This window comes from Bradyrhizobium sp. Rc2d, assembly GCF_900099855.1.
Lineage (GTDB): Bacteria > Pseudomonadota > Alphaproteobacteria > Rhizobiales > Xanthobacteraceae > Bradyrhizobium.
In genome coordinates, this window is the sequence record NZ_FNCU01000013.1 from 188,166 (window position 1) to 201,401 (window position 13,236).

Sequence of the window (13,236 nt, forward strand, 5' to 3'; positions counted from 1 at the left end):
GCTGGTCAGTTCAGTGCTGTAATTCGCATGGTATTCCCCTGCAGCCAGGCCTGCGCCGGCTTGCCGCGCAAGGCGGCGTCGATGTCGTCGGCAGTCTGATAAAATCCATCGATTGCAAGCAGTTCGGCCTCGATCTTCTGACAATAGATGCGCGCGCTGGTGTGACCGTTCACGCCTGCCATGGCGCGGCCGCGCAGCGCGCCGTAGACGTGGATGGAGCCCCCGGCGACCACCTCGGCACCGGAGCCGACCGAGCCGAGAATGGTGACGTCGCCTTCGGGGAAGATCACGGTCTGGCCCGAGCGCACCGGGTTTTCGAGCAGCAGCGAGGTCGGCTTGGCTTGGACTTTATCAGCCTTCTTGGGCGCGCTCGGCTCGACCACGCAGCTGCGTCCGCCCGAGAGCAGCGGCGGCATGGATGGCGTCAGCCGGCCGCCCTCCACGCCCTCAATGCCGAGCACGCGGATGTTGCGGTCCTGCAGGCTGGTCAGCAGATGGGTGATGCCGGCTTGGCTCAGGTCGACCGAGGACAGGTCGATCACCACGGGCCGGCCGGCAAAGAAGCCTGGCGAGCGCGCAATCGTGGCATCGATCTCCTGGAGCCAGTCCTGGATCGGAACCGTCGGCACGAACACGAAGGCCACGTAGGAGCGCCCGCGCAGGCGCACCATTTGGCGTTGGACTTTTGCTGCAGCCTCCATAGCGGCCGACTCGTTCCCCGTTATTGAATGGTTAACGATGCGGCGAATGTGGTTAACGGCGAGTTAATTTCTCTGTCGGGTCATGTGAGACAGCTGGAGTTGGGCTGGCCAGAGGACGTTGGTCGGGAGCTCTCGCCCAGCATAAAGCTGTCATCGCCCGGCTTGACCGGGCGATCCAGTATTCCGAGACGGCTGTAGATCAAACGAAGGCCGCGGCGTACTGGATGCCCCGGTCAAGCCGGGGCATGACAGTCGCATGTGGGGCAAGCCCCCTACTTCTTCACCTTGCTCGCATCCATCTTGATGCTCGGATCCAGCATCTTGGTCGTGAACGCCGTCGTCACGTCGAACGGCTTCTCCATGCCGAGATAGGTCTTGACCAGCTCATAGTCTTTCTTCATCCGCTCGCCGTCGATCCAGCCGAGCGCCTTCGTCGTCGTGAACTCGTCGGTCATCAGGGACTTGATGCGTTCCCACTGGCGCTCCTGGTTCTCCTTGTCGAGACCGGAGACCTGATCGAGCAGCGCTTTCAGACAGGGCGTGACGTCGGCGACGCAGGCCGCAAAGGCCTTCTGCGTGACGCGCACGAATGCCTCGACCACCTTCGGATTCTTCTGAAGATAGGTGCCGTTGACGATCAGCGAATTGCCGTAAGGATTGAGCCCGATGTCCTTCCAGTTGACGTAGCCGAGATCGGGCCCGAACTCGATCACCTTCAGATCATGCTCGTTGTAGAAGTCGCTGATGATGTCGACGGTGTGGCTCTTCAGCGCTGCGATCTTCGCGGTCGGCCCGACATTGACGAAGCCGACGGAGTCCGGCGCAAGGCCTGCGGCCTTGGCGAAGGCCGGCCACATCACGCGCGAGGCGTCGCCCGGCGGATTGCCGATCTTGTGCCCGGCGAAATCCTTCACCCCGTTCACGCCGTAGCTTTTCAGCCAGTAGAAGGTCTGGCCGGTATTGGCATAGACGCTCATCACTGCAACGGCGTCGGCGCCCTTGCTCTTGGCCACTAGCATGGTGGCGAGATCGGCGACGCCGAACGGCGAACCGCCGGAGCCGACCTTGGCGGCGGAGACACCGGAGCCCTTGCCGGTCTCGATCGTCAGATCGATCCCGGCCTTCTCGTACCAGCCTTGCGCCTTGGCGTAATAATAGGGCGAGTGATCGGCCGTCGGCGTCCAGTTCAGGATCAGATTGACCGCCTCGCCCGCGCTCGCGGACACCGCCGACACACCAAGCATCAGGGCCAACACCAGGGCAGAGCCCGCCGCCTGCAAATGCTTCATCGCACCTCTCCTCATCGCCGCGACCCCGGCTTGTCGCTCTCCCCATGTGAGGATACCAATGCAACAAGCCCGCCCCCAACTTGTCAACTGTTTGGTTGGAAATGCCCGCAAAACGATCTGGCGACACCGTGCCGCAGCGCCGCGATCCCGTCGCCACCCGTAACAAGCTACTCACCGCGGCGCGCCTGGAATTCGCCCGGCACGGCTTTGCGGGGGCCCGCGTCGACGAGATCGCCGAGCGTGCCGGCGTCAACAAGCAGCTCGTCTATCACTACTTCGGCGACAAGGACGCGCTCTACCTCGCCGTGCTCGAATGGGTCTATGAGGATATTCGCGAGCAGGAGCGCAGGCTCAATCTCGAAGGCCTGCCGCCGGAAAAGGCGATCCGCAGGCTGATCGAAGCCTCATTTGACCACCTGGCGGCAAACCCTGATTTCATCGTGCTCTTGAACGACGAGAACCGCGGCGGCGCCCGCCACGTCCGCGGCTCGAGGCGGCTGGAAGCGATGCATTCCCCGCTGGTGAGAAGCGTCTCCCACATCCTCCACGAAGGGGTGCGCGCGGGCGTGTTCCGCAAGGGGATCGATCCGGTCCAGCTGTACATCTCGATCGCGGGCCTCAGCTATTTCTTCTTCTCCAATACGCCGACGCTGTCGGCGATCTTCGGCAAGGACCTGTCGAGCCGAGCCCAGCGCCGCGCCCGCCGCAGGCACGTCGCCGATCTGGTGCTGCAGTCGCTCCGGCCATAATCAACCAACTGGTTGAAACTTCCCTGAAGGCCGGTTAGGCTCGTCGCAGCGGCAGGTGACCGCGGCAACAGGGAGCAACCGGTGACAGGAGGCGCGGCCCGCACCTCGCGCAGCTTTGCGATCATCCTGATCGTGCACCTCGCCGTGCTCGTGCTCTGGCAGGTCACGGTCGATACCTTCCACGTGCCGAAATTCATCCTGCCCTCGCCGCTTGCCACCGTGCAGACGCTGGGAACCGCAGGCTATGCCTGGGGCGCCAACACGCTGGTGACGGCGATCGAGATCCTCGGCGGCTTCGCACTCGGCGCTTTCGTCGGCGTCGCGCTTGCTGTGATCTTCAGCTGGGCGCCGCTGCTCAGCCTCGTGCTGCTGCCGCTGTTCGTGACACTGAACATGATCCCGAAGGTCGCGCTCGGCCCGCTCTTCATCGTCTGGTTCTCCTACGGCATCGTGCCGAACATCCTAATCGCCTTCAGCATCTGCTTCTTTCCGATCCTGCTCACCACCGCGCGCGGCCTGCGCGAGGTCGAGCCTGACCTGCTCGATCTCGTCAAATCGCTGCGCGGCTCGCGCTGGACGCTGTTCCGCAAGATCCAGCTGCCGGGATCGCTGCCTTACATCTTCTCCGGCATGAAGGTCGGCGCCATCCTTGCGGTCGCCGGCGCCATCGTCGGCGAGTTCATCGCCTCGGAGCGCGGGCTCGGCTACCTCATGATCCAGGTGCAGTCCTCGCTCGATACGCCGGCGATGGTGATGGCGGTCGTGATGCTGACGCTGCTCGGGGTCGCTCTCTACGGCCTGGTGCTCGCCCTCGAACGCATGTTCGTGGTCGGCGACGCCAGGCAGAACTAAGACCAAGGACCAAATCCATGCTGCTCTCCCGTCAGACGCTGCCGAAGACCATTCCGGATGTCGCTGCGCTCGACGAGCTCCTGTGCCGGCCGACGCAGGCGCTGATCGACGACCTCGCCAAGGTTGAGGGCGACATCATGATCCTCGGAGTCGCCGGCAAAATGGGGCCAACGCTGGCGGGGCTCGCGAAAGCCGCCGTGCCGGATCGCCGCGTCATTGGCGTCGCGCGCTTCAGCGATGCCAGCGTCAAGGACTGGCTGCATGCGCGCGGCGTCGAGACCATCAATTGCGATCTGATGGACGAGAGCGCAATTCAAGCGCTGCCGAAGGCGCCCAACATCATCTTCATGGCCGGCCGCAAATTCGGCGCCGAGGGCGATCTGTCACTGACCTGGGCGATGAACGCGCATGTGCCGGCCCTGGTCGCGCAGGCCTTCCCCTCATCCCGCATCGTGGCGTTCTCGACCGGCTGCATCTATCCCTTCGTGCCCGTCGACGGCAAAGGCTCGACCGAGGACATGGTGCCGAACCCGCCCGGCGAGTACGCCCAGTCCTGCGTCGGCCGTGAGCGCATGTTCGAGTATTTTTCGCGCAAGTTTTCGACACCGGGCCGCCTGTTCCGGCTCAATTACGCGATCGACATGCGCTACGGTGTGCTGCACGATATCGCCACGAAGGTGCTCACGGGCACGCCGATCGACGTCAGCCTGGGCCATGTCAACTTCATCTGGCAGGGCGATGCGTCCTCCCAGGCGCTGCGCTGCCTTGCCCATTGCACGACGCCGACCTCGCCGATCAATGTCAGTGGCCACGAGATTTTGGCGGTGCGCGATCTCGCGCAAAAATTCGGCGCAAGGTTCGGCCGCGCGCCGGTGCTGACAGGCAAGGAAGAGCCGACGGCATGGCTGACCGACACGTCGAAGGCGGTCGAGCTGTTCGGCCTGCCCGTCGTCGACACCGAGCAGTTGATCGCCTGGACCGCGGATTGGGTCTCCCGCGCCATGCCGAGCCTCGGCAAGCCCACCAAATACGAGGTGCGCGATGGACGCTACTGACGGCCCGCCAATCATCAAGCTCGTTGTCCAGGATGCGATCGCCGGGCTGGCGCTGTCGACGGAAGCGCACTGGAACCAGACCGAAGAGGACTGGCGTGTTTTCCTGCGCGACGGTGTCGTGTTCGGCATCCGCGACGGCGCGCGACTGGTGGCGACCGCAGCACTGCTGCCCTATTCCGGCAACAACGCCTGGATCAGCATGGTGCTGGTGTCCGCAACGCATCGGCGCCGCGGCCTTGCAACACGCCTCGTCGATGCCTGCCTGGAAACAGCGCGCAAGAACGGTCTCACGAGCTGGCTCGATGCGACGCCCGACGGCGCCGCCGTCTACGGGCCGCTTGGGTTCACGCCGACCCTGCAATTGCGCCGGCTGAAGCTGGTGAAATCCGCGCAGGCGCCCGGTCCGGCTCCATCAGCCGCAACGCTCGAGGCGCTTTGTGCCCGCGACCGGCGCGTCACAGGTTTCGATCGGACCGCTCTACTGACCGCTTTTGCACAGCGCCCGGGGTCACGCATCGTCGCAGCAAACGGATGCATCGCGCTGGTCCGCAACGGCAGAACCGCGCGCCATATCGGCCCCTTGTTCGCAAATCATGCAGCCGAAGCGCTGGCTCTCATTCACGCGATCGCGGGGTCCGAGGACCGGCCGCTCCTGCTCGACGCAGTCGCCTCGCAGGGCGCGTTCCTGGAGGGATTGACCGCCTCGGGCTGGACCATCGAGCGGCCGTTCCAGCGCATGCGGTTCGGCCCCGCCACCATCGCTGCGGAAGAAACGCCATTCGCCGTCGCCGGCCCTGAATTCGGATAGGACATCATGCATCACAGCCAGATCAACAGCGACATCCGCAAGCTGATCGCCGAGGGCACCGTGCTGCCGGCGCATCCCCTCGCCCTCACCGCCGAGCGCCAGCTCGACAAGACGCATCAGCGCGCGCTGACGCGCTATTACATCGACGCCGGCTCAGGCGGCCTTGCCGTCGGTGTGCACACGACACAATTCGCGATCCGCGACGTCGGCCTCTACCGTCCCGTGCTCGAGCTCGCCGCCGAGACCGCCGCGAGCTGGACCAAGCGTCCATTGGCGATGGTCGCAGGCCTTGCCGGCCCAACCAGCCAGGCCACCGCTGAGGCCCGCACTGCACGCGACATCGGCTATCACGCCGGCCTGCTCAGCCTCGCAGCGATGAGGGACGCCTCCGAGGACGAGATCATCGCGCATTGCACCGCGATCGCCGCCGAGATTCCGCTGGTCGGCTTCTACCTCCAGCCGGCCGTCGGCGGCGTCATCCTGTCGAGCCGGTTCTGGCAGCGCTTCGCTTCGATCGACAATGTCGTCGCGATCAAGATCGCGCCGTTCAATCGTTATCGCACGCTCGACGTGCTCCGCGGTGTCGCCGCGGCCGGCGCGCTCGACCGCGTCGCACTCTACACCGGCAATGACGACCACATCCTGCTCGACTTGATGCTGCCGTTCGACCTGCGCGACAACGGCGTCACCACACGCACCTATTTCAAAGGCGGCCTGCTCGGCCATTGGTCGGTGTGGACGGCGAGCGCCATCAAACAGTTCGAGCGCTGCAAGGCCGCGCGGCACAAGGACAGCGTTCCGGCTGACCTGCTCGCACTCGATGCCCGCGTCACCGACTGCAACAGCGCGTTCTTCGACGTCGCCAATAATTTTCACGGCTGCATCGCCGGTTGCCACGAGGTGCTGCGGCGGCAGGGCCTGATGGAAGGTTTGTGGTGCCTCGATCCGAACGAGGGTCTCAGCCCCGGCCAGAAGCAGGAGATCGATCGCGTCACTCGCGAGCACGCCGATCTCAGCGACGATGCCTTCGTCGCCGCCAATTTGAACAAATGGCTGGCATGACCGAAGAGCCTTTCATCAGCCTGCAAGGCGTCCGGAAAGTCTACCGCAGCGGCGGTGCCGAATTCCTGGCGGTCTCCGACGTCACCATGGACGTGCAGGAAGGTGAGCTGGTCTCGCTGGTCGGCCCGTCCGGCTGCGGCAAGACCACGGTGATGAAGATATTGGCCGGCCTGCACGGCGCCGACGGCGGCACCGTGAGAATAGGCAATGCCAAGAGCCCGTTCGATCCGACCCGCGACATCGGCATGGTATTCCAGCAGGCGCTGCTCCTGAAGTGGCGCACCATCCTGGACAACGTGCTCTTGCCGGCCGAGATCGTCGGCCTGCCGATGAGGGCCGCACGCGAACGGGCGCGCGATCTGCTCAATCTGGTCGGGCTGGCCGGTTACGAGCAGAAATATCCGCAGCAGCTCTCCGGCGGCATGCAGCAGCGCACCGCGATCGCGCGCGCCTTCATCCACGATCCGAAGCTGATCCTGATGGACGAGCCGTTCGGCGCGCTCGATGCGCTGACGCGCGAGCAGATGAATCTGGAGATGCTGCGGATCTGGCGCGAGAGCGGCAAGACCATCATCTTCGTCACGCATTCGATCCAGGAGGCCGTCTTCCTGTCCTCGCATTGCGCCGTGCTGACCGCGGGACCTGCGAAGATGGCCGATTATTTTGCGATCGACCTGCCCTTCCCGCGCGACCTTCCGCTGAAGACCACGGATGCGTTCGGTGCATATGCGCGAAGGATCTATGCGAAGCTAGGACTAGGCGCGGCGTAGACCGCTTGCTCAGGTCCGGTAGGGTGGGCAAAGCGAAGCGTGCCCACCAGGGCCAGTCGAGCAAGTCGTGGTGGGCACGGCGCAAGTGCGCCTTTGCCGACCCTACGGGAGCGCGGCGCAATCGCGGCACCGCGCCCCTCAAGCTCAGCTCTTGTTGCGCGTCTTGCTGAGCAGATAGTTGTCGTAGAAGTTTTCCGCGATCTGCGTGTAGAACAGCAGCTCCTTCATATAGGCGTCGTGGCTGTCCTTGGTCCGCTTGAACAGGTCGCTCTTGGCGGCGAGCTCGTTCAGATGGTCCTGGGTCGCGTTGTAGCAGGCCTCCAGCACCGGCTGCGGGAACGCCTTCAGCTCCGCGCCATTGGTGATCAGGCGCTTGAGCGCCGCCGGATTGACGCTGTCGTATTTCTCGAGCATCCAGGCGCCGGCCGCCGATGCGGCCTGGTTGACGATCGCCTGGTACTGCTTGGGCAGCGAGGCCCATTTCTCGTCATTGACGATCATGTGCAGCATGGCGCCGCCTTCCCACCAGCCCGGGAAATAATAGTATTTGGCGACCTTCTGAAAACCGAGCTTCTCGTCGTCATAGGGACCGACGAATTCGGCGGCATCGATCGTGCCCTTCTCGAGGGCGGGATACACATCGCCACCGGCGATCTGCTGCGGCACGACGCCGAGCCGCGCCAGCACATGGCCGCCCATGCCGGCGATGCGGAATTTGAGGCCTTTGAGGTCGTCGACTGTCTTGATCTCCTTGCGGAACCAGCCGCCCATCTGGGTGCCGGAATTGCCGCAGAGGATGGCGTGCGCCTTGAAAGGCTTGAGCGCTTCGTTGGTGAGGCCGGCGCCGCCGCCGAAGTGCCACCATGACTCCTGATGGCGATGGTTCATGCCGAAGGGTGCGCCGGTGGCATAGGCCAGCGCGGGCTCCTTGCCGATGTAAAAATAGAGCGGCGTCTGCGCCATCTCGACCGAGGCAGTGCTGACGGCATCGAGCGCCTGCAGGCCGGGCACGAGTTCGCCGGCGGCGAAGGTCTGGATCTGGAATTTGTTGTCGGTGGCTTCCGCGACGTATTTCGCAAACGTCTGCGCCGTGCCGTAGATGGTGTCGAGCGATTTGGGGAAACTCGAGGTCAGGCGCCATTTGATCTCGGGCGCGCCTTGCGCGATCGCAGGGGCCGCAACCAGTGTCGTCGCGCCGGCGACCGCGCCGCCCTTGAGAAATGTACGGCGTTTCATGATGGGGTCTCTCCCTTGAAGTCAGTTTTCAAACATATTGGCTTGGGCTGCGGTCTTCGCGGACCGTTTGCCCGTTCCGATGGCGGAGTTCAAGCTGTGACAGAAAAGGTCTGTAGCCCGGATGGAGCGCAGCGCAATCCGGGAAGGTGCCACTGACGCGCACGACCCGGATTACGCTTTCGCTCCATCCGGGCTACGAAGCTGTCGCTAGAGCAGCTTCGCGCTGACGAACAGCGCACGCACGGCGTTGGTTGCCTGCACTGCGAGCATGGCGTTACCGGCAGCGCCCTCCAGCGCCGCGACCGCATCTTCATGCAGCGAGCGGAATTCCATCCATTCCACCGACTTGAAATTGGTCAGGAACTGATAGGCTTGGCCGACGGTCGCAATCGCCAGCGTGTCACCGTTCAGCTTGATCTTGAACGTCGTGCGCAGCGGGGTCTCGGAACTTGATGGATCACTCATGGGCTGCTTCTGGACGAGGACGATTTAACGAAGGGGAAACGGCAGCCCCGCCGCGGCAGGCAAAGATCAGGAATCGGTGCTCGCGCGCTGCGAGGCGGTCGCAGACCCGCGCAGATTCGGCACCACGACCAGACGGTTGAACTCGCCATTGTCGTAGGCCTTGATGAAACGGTCGTAGTCCTTGATCGAGACGCAACCGTTGGAATCGCCGCGCGGTCCGAGCATGTAATTGTGGGTGAGCAGGCCGACGCGGCCGAGCGCGCTGGTGCCTTCGACCGGAGTCATGCGCAGCGCCCGAACGCCGTGGAACAGCTTTTCGCGCGGCTTCAGCTCGTAGGTAGCCGGCGGCGTCGCACCGACCATCCGCCGATCGACATGGTCGGGATTGTCCATCATCGGGCCGAAGCCGGAATGGGCCTCGAGCGCCACGCCACCCGGCAAGTAAACCGCCTTGGCCGAGATGTCATAGACCGCCGTCCGCGAATCGTAGCCGAGGGCCGAAAGATCGGGCGCCTTGTTGAACAACCCGCTGTCGGGCGTCAGCGAGGCCAGCTTGATCTTGTCGGTGAATTTTTCGAAGAAATTGCGGTTATCGACCCGGGGACTGGTGTCGGCATACGCCTGGCTGGATGCGATCTGGGAGGCGAGATCGGCCTGGACTGGGCGCGAGCGCGGCATCGGGACGGCGTCGGCGCGCTGCGAGGGCCTCGCCTCCTCGGCCGGAGGCTGGTCGTCCTCGGTCAGGGTCGAGCGCCAGTCATCGCCCTGGAGCTTCTCGGCGAGCATGGCCTTGGCATCGCGAAGCTTGAGCTGGACCGCGTTCAGGGCGGAGCGCTCCAGCGTCCGCAGGCCGAGTTCGCGGGCGGGCGGATTGCCGGAGGCCGAAGCGAAACGGTCCTCGAATGAAAGGGCATTGGCCGGCGGCAACGCGGCGGACACCAGCGGGGTCGAATCGCCCATATCCGCAACCCACGCGGCAGCGCCAAGCGCCAGCGCGATCGCTGCCAGAGACAGCAATATCTTTTCGGCTCGCCCGACACGGCGGCGCGACAACAGCCTCTCGGCATGTGCTGCGTCGGAAACCATCAGATCCCCAAATCGACCCCGGGGGCGCCCAACCCCCACCCGGAGACTCTATACCAGCTACCACATTGGGAGCCAAAAGTTAGGCATAATCGCGGCCGGCGAGGGGTCCGGTACGGCTTCTTGAGGTATCCAATGACCGATCCGTTCGATCTCAACCGCTTTGTCCGGGCCCAGGACCCGGTCTATCGCGACGTCCAGGGCGAGTTGGCCCGGGGCCGGAAGCAGACTCACTGGATGTGGTTCATCTTCCCGCAGGTCGCGGGCCTCGGCTTCAGCGCCATGTCGCAGCGCTACGCCATCGGCTCCCGTACGGAGGCCGAGGCCTACCTCGCCCATCCCGTCCTCGGGGTGCGCCTGATCGAATGCACCAGGCTCGTGCTCGCCGTTCAGGGGCGGACCATCAACGCAATCCTGGCGCGCCGGATGATGCGAAATTCCGCTCGTCGATGACACTGTTCGGTGCGGTGTCCCGTGAGCCCGTCTTCGATCAGGCGATCGCCCGATATTTCGCGGGCGAACGCGACGGCGCCACGCTGGAGATCCTCGCCAAGCTCGACCGGGCATCCGGCTGAGTTGCGCGGCCACCAGCGTAAACCCGGGATTAACATCGCCTGCCTATCTTTCGCGCACAATAATTCTCCCGCGCCAATTGCCGGACAGATCATGAAAATCGGTACGCTCCTGACCACCGCCATCGTCTCGCTCTCGACCGTCGGCGGCGGCCTCGCCGTCTACGTTGCCGTGACGAAATATCAGACGATGGAGCGGATCAGCGAGGCGCAAGGCCGCCTGGCGATCGTTCGCGCTGCCAGCGACATCCCGCGCTATCTCAATCCCGAGCGCGGCTTTTCCACCAACATCCTGTACGGCCCCGCCACGATCGATCCTGCGCTGCTCGCCGAGCAGGACAAGCTGCGCAGGCAGACCGACGGCGCCCGCGACAGGATGAACGCGTTGCGCAAGGAGCTGCCCGGCTCCTTCGACGACGGCAGCACGATCGGCAGCAACATCGACGGCATCAACGCGAAATTCACGGCGCTGCGCGAGGCCATCGACAAGGCGCTCGCGGGGCCTGCAGAGGCGCGCAAGGATGCCGCCAAGAAGATCGTCGCCGACAATGCCGTGCTCAACGGCGGCGTGACCGCGCTGCTCAACGAGCAGGTCCGCCGCATGGCTATTCTCAACGGCGACGCCTACCGGCAGGCCAGCTACGCCAACATCGCGATGACGCTGCGTGACGTCGGCGGCTTCAATTCCAGCCTGCACAAGAATCTCGTCGGCGGCAAGAAGCCGGCGACCGACGCCGAAAAGGCCGAGATCAGCCGCTCGCAGGGCCGCAACGATCAGATCGTGATGGCGCTGCAGGAATTACGTGGCAATCCAGCGACTCCGGCGAACGTCGCCGCTGCACTGGAGAAGTTCAACGCGGCCTATGTCGAGGAGTTCGGCCGCGAGCTCAAGCTGGTGAAGGACGGTGCGGTCAGCGGCAAGTACGAGCACGACGTGGACGCCTACTACGCCGCCACGCAGCGCGGCCTCGGCACCATCATCGGCGTTCGCGACGCCTTCTACGACAACGCCGAAGAGATCCTCGCCGGCGCGTCTTCGGCCGCGCGCACCAGCTTCACCATCGCGCTTGCAGGCCTTGCCGCCGTACTGATCGCTAGCATCGGCCTCGTCGTGACCGTCCGCCGCCGCGTCTGCGCGCCGATCGTCAGCTTGACGACGCGGATGTCGCGGCTCGCCGACGGCGAAGTTGCAGAAGGCATCCCCGGCGCCGAGCGCTCCGACGAGATCGGGGCGATGGCCGCCGCGGTCCAGGTGTTCAAGGACAACATGATCCGGGCCGACCGGCTTGCGGCCGAGAAGCAGGCCGAGAATGACGGCAAGATGCGCCGCGCCCAGGCGCTCGACGACCTCACCCGCGCCTTCGAGGCCAAGATCACCGAGCTCGTCGGCGGCCTCTCGAGCGCCTCCTCCACGATGGAGACCACCGCGCAGTCGATGACGTCGACGGCGGCCCAGACCAACAGCCAGGCCGCCATCGTCGCCGCCGCCTCCGAACAGACCTCGACCAATGTGCAGACGGTTGCCAGCGCCACCGAGGAGCTGACCTCCTCGATCGCGGAGATCGGCCGTCAGGTCGCGCAATCCACCGAGATTGCCGCCCGCGCCGTCGACAATGCTCGCCGCACCGGCGATACCGCGCGCGCGCTCGCCGAGGGCGCGCAGAAGATCGGCGACGTCGTCACGCTGATCCAGAGCATCGCCGAGCAGACCAACCTGCTCGCACTGAACGCGACCATCGAGGCCGCCCGTGCGGGCGATGCCGGCCGCGGCTTTGCGGTGGTTGCTTCCGAAGTGAAGTCACTGGCCGGCCAGACCGCCAAGGCCACGACGGAAATCTCCGAGCAGATCACGGCGATCCAGTCCGCGAGCGACGAGACCGTGGCCGCGATCCGCAACGTCGCCGACGTCATCGCCGAGATCGACCAGATCGGCGCCGCGATCGCGGCTGCGATCGAGGAACAGGGCTCAGCGACCAAGGAGATCGCCCGCAGCGTCCAGGAAGCCGCCCGCGGCACCCAGGAGGTCAACAGCAACATCTCCGGCGTGCAGCGCGCCGCCGACGACACGGGAGCTGCCGCCAGGGAGGTGCTGGGCGCCGCCGAGCAGCTCTCAACCCAGTCGCGCGATCTCGCCGGCCAGTTCGACCGCTTCCTCGGCGAGGTCAGGGCCGCGTAAGCGCGCGGATTCGTAGCCCGGATGGAGCGAAAGCGAAATCCGGGGCGGTGCCGTTGACGTGCGATTTCCCGGATTGCGCTTCGAGAGTGGGCAAGAATTGTGTTTCGCCCCTGATTATATGGCGTAGCCGAGGGTCGGGCGTATTTTTGCTTGGAAGCGCGGTGCCGTGGCTTGTAGGCGGGTGACGGCGTTAAGCAGCCAGAACGCCCAATGTGGATGGCAATTGGCCAGATAGGCCATGAAGCTGTCGATTCCGAGGATGCTCAATACGCGGGAGAAGTTGTAGCAGAGCGCCATCAGGCTCCATTCGCCGCGCACCTTGTCGAAGCCGCGGACGAGGAAGTGGCGGTAGCCCGCCCGGCATTTGAGGGTGCCGAAGGGGTGTTCGGCGAGTTCGGCCCGGCGGCGCATCTGCGTC

At 64.8% G+C, this 13,236-nt stretch carries 13 protein-coding genes and 1 pseudogene; 8 read left to right on the forward strand and 6 right to left on the reverse strand.

Annotated features, from left to right (window positions below; genetic code table 11):
- Positions 1 to 5 precede the first annotated feature (5 nt).
- Positions 6 to 701 (reverse strand): septum site-determining protein MinC, encoded by a 696-nt coding sequence (gene minC / locus BLV07_RS18435; protein ID WP_091888133.1) that lies wholly within the window; start codon positions 699 to 701, stop codon positions 6 to 8.
- Between the two features lie 272 nt (positions 702 to 973).
- Positions 974 to 1,990, reverse strand: coding sequence for an ABC transporter substrate-binding protein (locus tag BLV07_RS18440; RefSeq protein WP_091888135.1), 1,017 nt, complete (start codon positions 1,988 to 1,990; stop codon positions 974 to 976).
- 101 nt (positions 1,991 to 2,091) lie between these two features.
- Between BLV07_RS18440 and BLV07_RS18445 the strand changes: the two genes are divergently transcribed.
- From BLV07_RS18445 to BLV07_RS18470, 6 genes are all read left to right on the forward strand, one after another.
- Positions 2,092 to 2,739 carry a TetR/AcrR family transcriptional regulator gene (locus BLV07_RS18445; RefSeq protein WP_091888137.1) on the forward strand — a complete coding sequence of 216 codons (648 nt, stop codon included), beginning with the start codon at positions 2,092 to 2,094 and terminating at the stop codon, positions 2,737 to 2,739.
- Positions 2,740 to 2,820: 81 nt separating this feature from the next.
- Positions 2,821 to 3,591, forward strand: coding sequence for an ABC transporter permease (locus BLV07_RS18450; protein WP_091888139.1), 771 nt, complete (start codon positions 2,821 to 2,823; stop codon positions 3,589 to 3,591).
- A gap of 17 nt (positions 3,592 to 3,608) precedes the next feature.
- Positions 3,609 to 4,646 (forward strand): NAD-dependent epimerase/dehydratase family protein, encoded by a 1,038-nt coding sequence (locus tag BLV07_RS18455; protein ID WP_091888141.1) that lies wholly within the window; start codon positions 3,609 to 3,611, stop codon positions 4,644 to 4,646.
- Positions 4,633 to 5,454, forward strand: coding sequence for a GNAT family N-acetyltransferase (locus tag BLV07_RS18460; RefSeq protein WP_091888143.1), 822 nt, complete (start codon positions 4,633 to 4,635; stop codon positions 5,452 to 5,454). The genes BLV07_RS18455 and BLV07_RS18460 overlap by 14 nt, the downstream gene beginning before the upstream one ends.
- A gap of 6 nt (positions 5,455 to 5,460) precedes the next feature.
- The gene (locus tag BLV07_RS18465) at positions 5,461 to 6,516 is read left to right on the forward strand and encodes a dihydrodipicolinate synthase family protein (protein WP_091888145.1); all 1,056 of its coding nucleotides are present in this window, start codon (positions 5,461 to 5,463) and stop codon (positions 6,514 to 6,516) included.
- Positions 6,504 to 7,286, forward strand: coding sequence for an ABC transporter ATP-binding protein (locus BLV07_RS18470; protein ID WP_091888147.1), 783 nt, complete (start codon positions 6,504 to 6,506; stop codon positions 7,284 to 7,286). The genes BLV07_RS18465 and BLV07_RS18470 overlap by 13 nt, the downstream gene beginning before the upstream one ends.
- A 144-nt stretch (positions 7,287 to 7,430) precedes the next feature.
- Here the strand turns inward: BLV07_RS18470 and BLV07_RS18475 are convergent, their stop codons facing one another.
- The 3 genes from BLV07_RS18475 to BLV07_RS18485 all read right to left on the reverse strand — a co-directional run bounded on the left by BLV07_RS18475 (position 7,431) and on the right by BLV07_RS18485 (position 10,004).
- Positions 7,431 to 8,522, reverse strand: a complete 1,092-nt coding sequence (locus BLV07_RS18475) for a TRAP transporter substrate-binding protein (RefSeq protein ID WP_091888149.1) — start codon at positions 8,520 to 8,522, stop codon at positions 7,431 to 7,433.
- 207 nt (positions 8,523 to 8,729) lie between these two features.
- Positions 8,730 to 8,987: a hypothetical protein gene (locus BLV07_RS18480; protein ID WP_024338019.1), complete on the reverse strand. Its 258-nt coding sequence runs from the start codon at positions 8,985 to 8,987 to the stop codon at positions 8,730 to 8,732.
- A gap of 66 nt (positions 8,988 to 9,053) precedes the next feature.
- A complete protein-coding gene (locus BLV07_RS18485; protein WP_502690093.1) occupies positions 9,054 to 10,004 on the reverse strand; it encodes a DUF2778 domain-containing protein in 951 nt (316 codons plus the stop codon).
- A 201-nt stretch (positions 10,005 to 10,205) separates the two neighbouring features.
- Here BLV07_RS18485 and BLV07_RS18490 point away from each other — a divergent pair.
- Positions 10,206 to 10,645 (forward strand): annotated as a pseudogene (locus BLV07_RS18490) (DUF1810 domain-containing protein).
- 91 nt (positions 10,646 to 10,736) lie between these two features.
- Positions 10,737 to 12,818, forward strand: coding sequence for a methyl-accepting chemotaxis protein (locus BLV07_RS18495; RefSeq protein ID WP_091888153.1), 2,082 nt, complete (start codon positions 10,737 to 10,739; stop codon positions 12,816 to 12,818).
- Between the two features lie 114 nt (positions 12,819 to 12,932).
- Here the strand turns inward: BLV07_RS18495 and BLV07_RS48330 are convergent.
- Positions 12,933 to 13,236, reverse strand: a 304-nt coding sequence (locus BLV07_RS48330) for a transposase (protein WP_210187806.1), incomplete at its 5' end; no start/stop codon positions are given.

What these genes read in the sequence shown, in the direction of transcription:
- BLV07_RS18455 (WP_091888141.1), top strand. Translation starts at nt 3,609, where the DNA reads ATGCTGCTCTCCCGTCAGACGCTGCCGAAGACCATTCCGGATGTCGCT.
- BLV07_RS18480 (WP_024338019.1), bottom strand. Translation starts at nt 8,987, where the DNA reads ATGAGTGATCCATCAAGTTCCGAGACCCCGCTGCGCACGACGTTCAAG.
- BLV07_RS18475 (WP_091888149.1), bottom strand. Translation starts at nt 8,522, where the DNA reads ATGAAACGCCGTACATTTCTCAAGGGCGGCGCGGTCGCCGGCGCGACG.
- minC (WP_091888133.1), bottom strand. Translation starts at nt 701, where the DNA reads ATGGAGGCTGCAGCAAAAGTCCAACGCCAAATGGTGCGCCTGCGCGGG.
- BLV07_RS18465 (WP_091888145.1), top strand. Translation starts at nt 5,461, where the DNA reads ATGCATCACAGCCAGATCAACAGCGACATCCGCAAGCTGATCGCCGAG.
- BLV07_RS18495 (WP_091888153.1), top strand. Translation starts at nt 10,737, where the DNA reads ATGAAAATCGGTACGCTCCTGACCACCGCCATCGTCTCGCTCTCGACC.
- BLV07_RS18440 (WP_091888135.1), bottom strand. Translation starts at nt 1,990, where the DNA reads ATGAAGCATTTGCAGGCGGCGGGCTCTGCCCTGGTGTTGGCCCTGATG.
- BLV07_RS18445 (WP_091888137.1), top strand. Translation starts at nt 2,092, where the DNA reads ATGCCCGCAAAACGATCTGGCGACACCGTGCCGCAGCGCCGCGATCCC.
- BLV07_RS18470 (WP_091888147.1), top strand. Translation starts at nt 6,504, where the DNA reads ATGGCTGGCATGACCGAAGAGCCTTTCATCAGCCTGCAAGGCGTCCGG.
- BLV07_RS18460 (WP_091888143.1), top strand. Translation starts at nt 4,633, where the DNA reads ATGGACGCTACTGACGGCCCGCCAATCATCAAGCTCGTTGTCCAGGAT.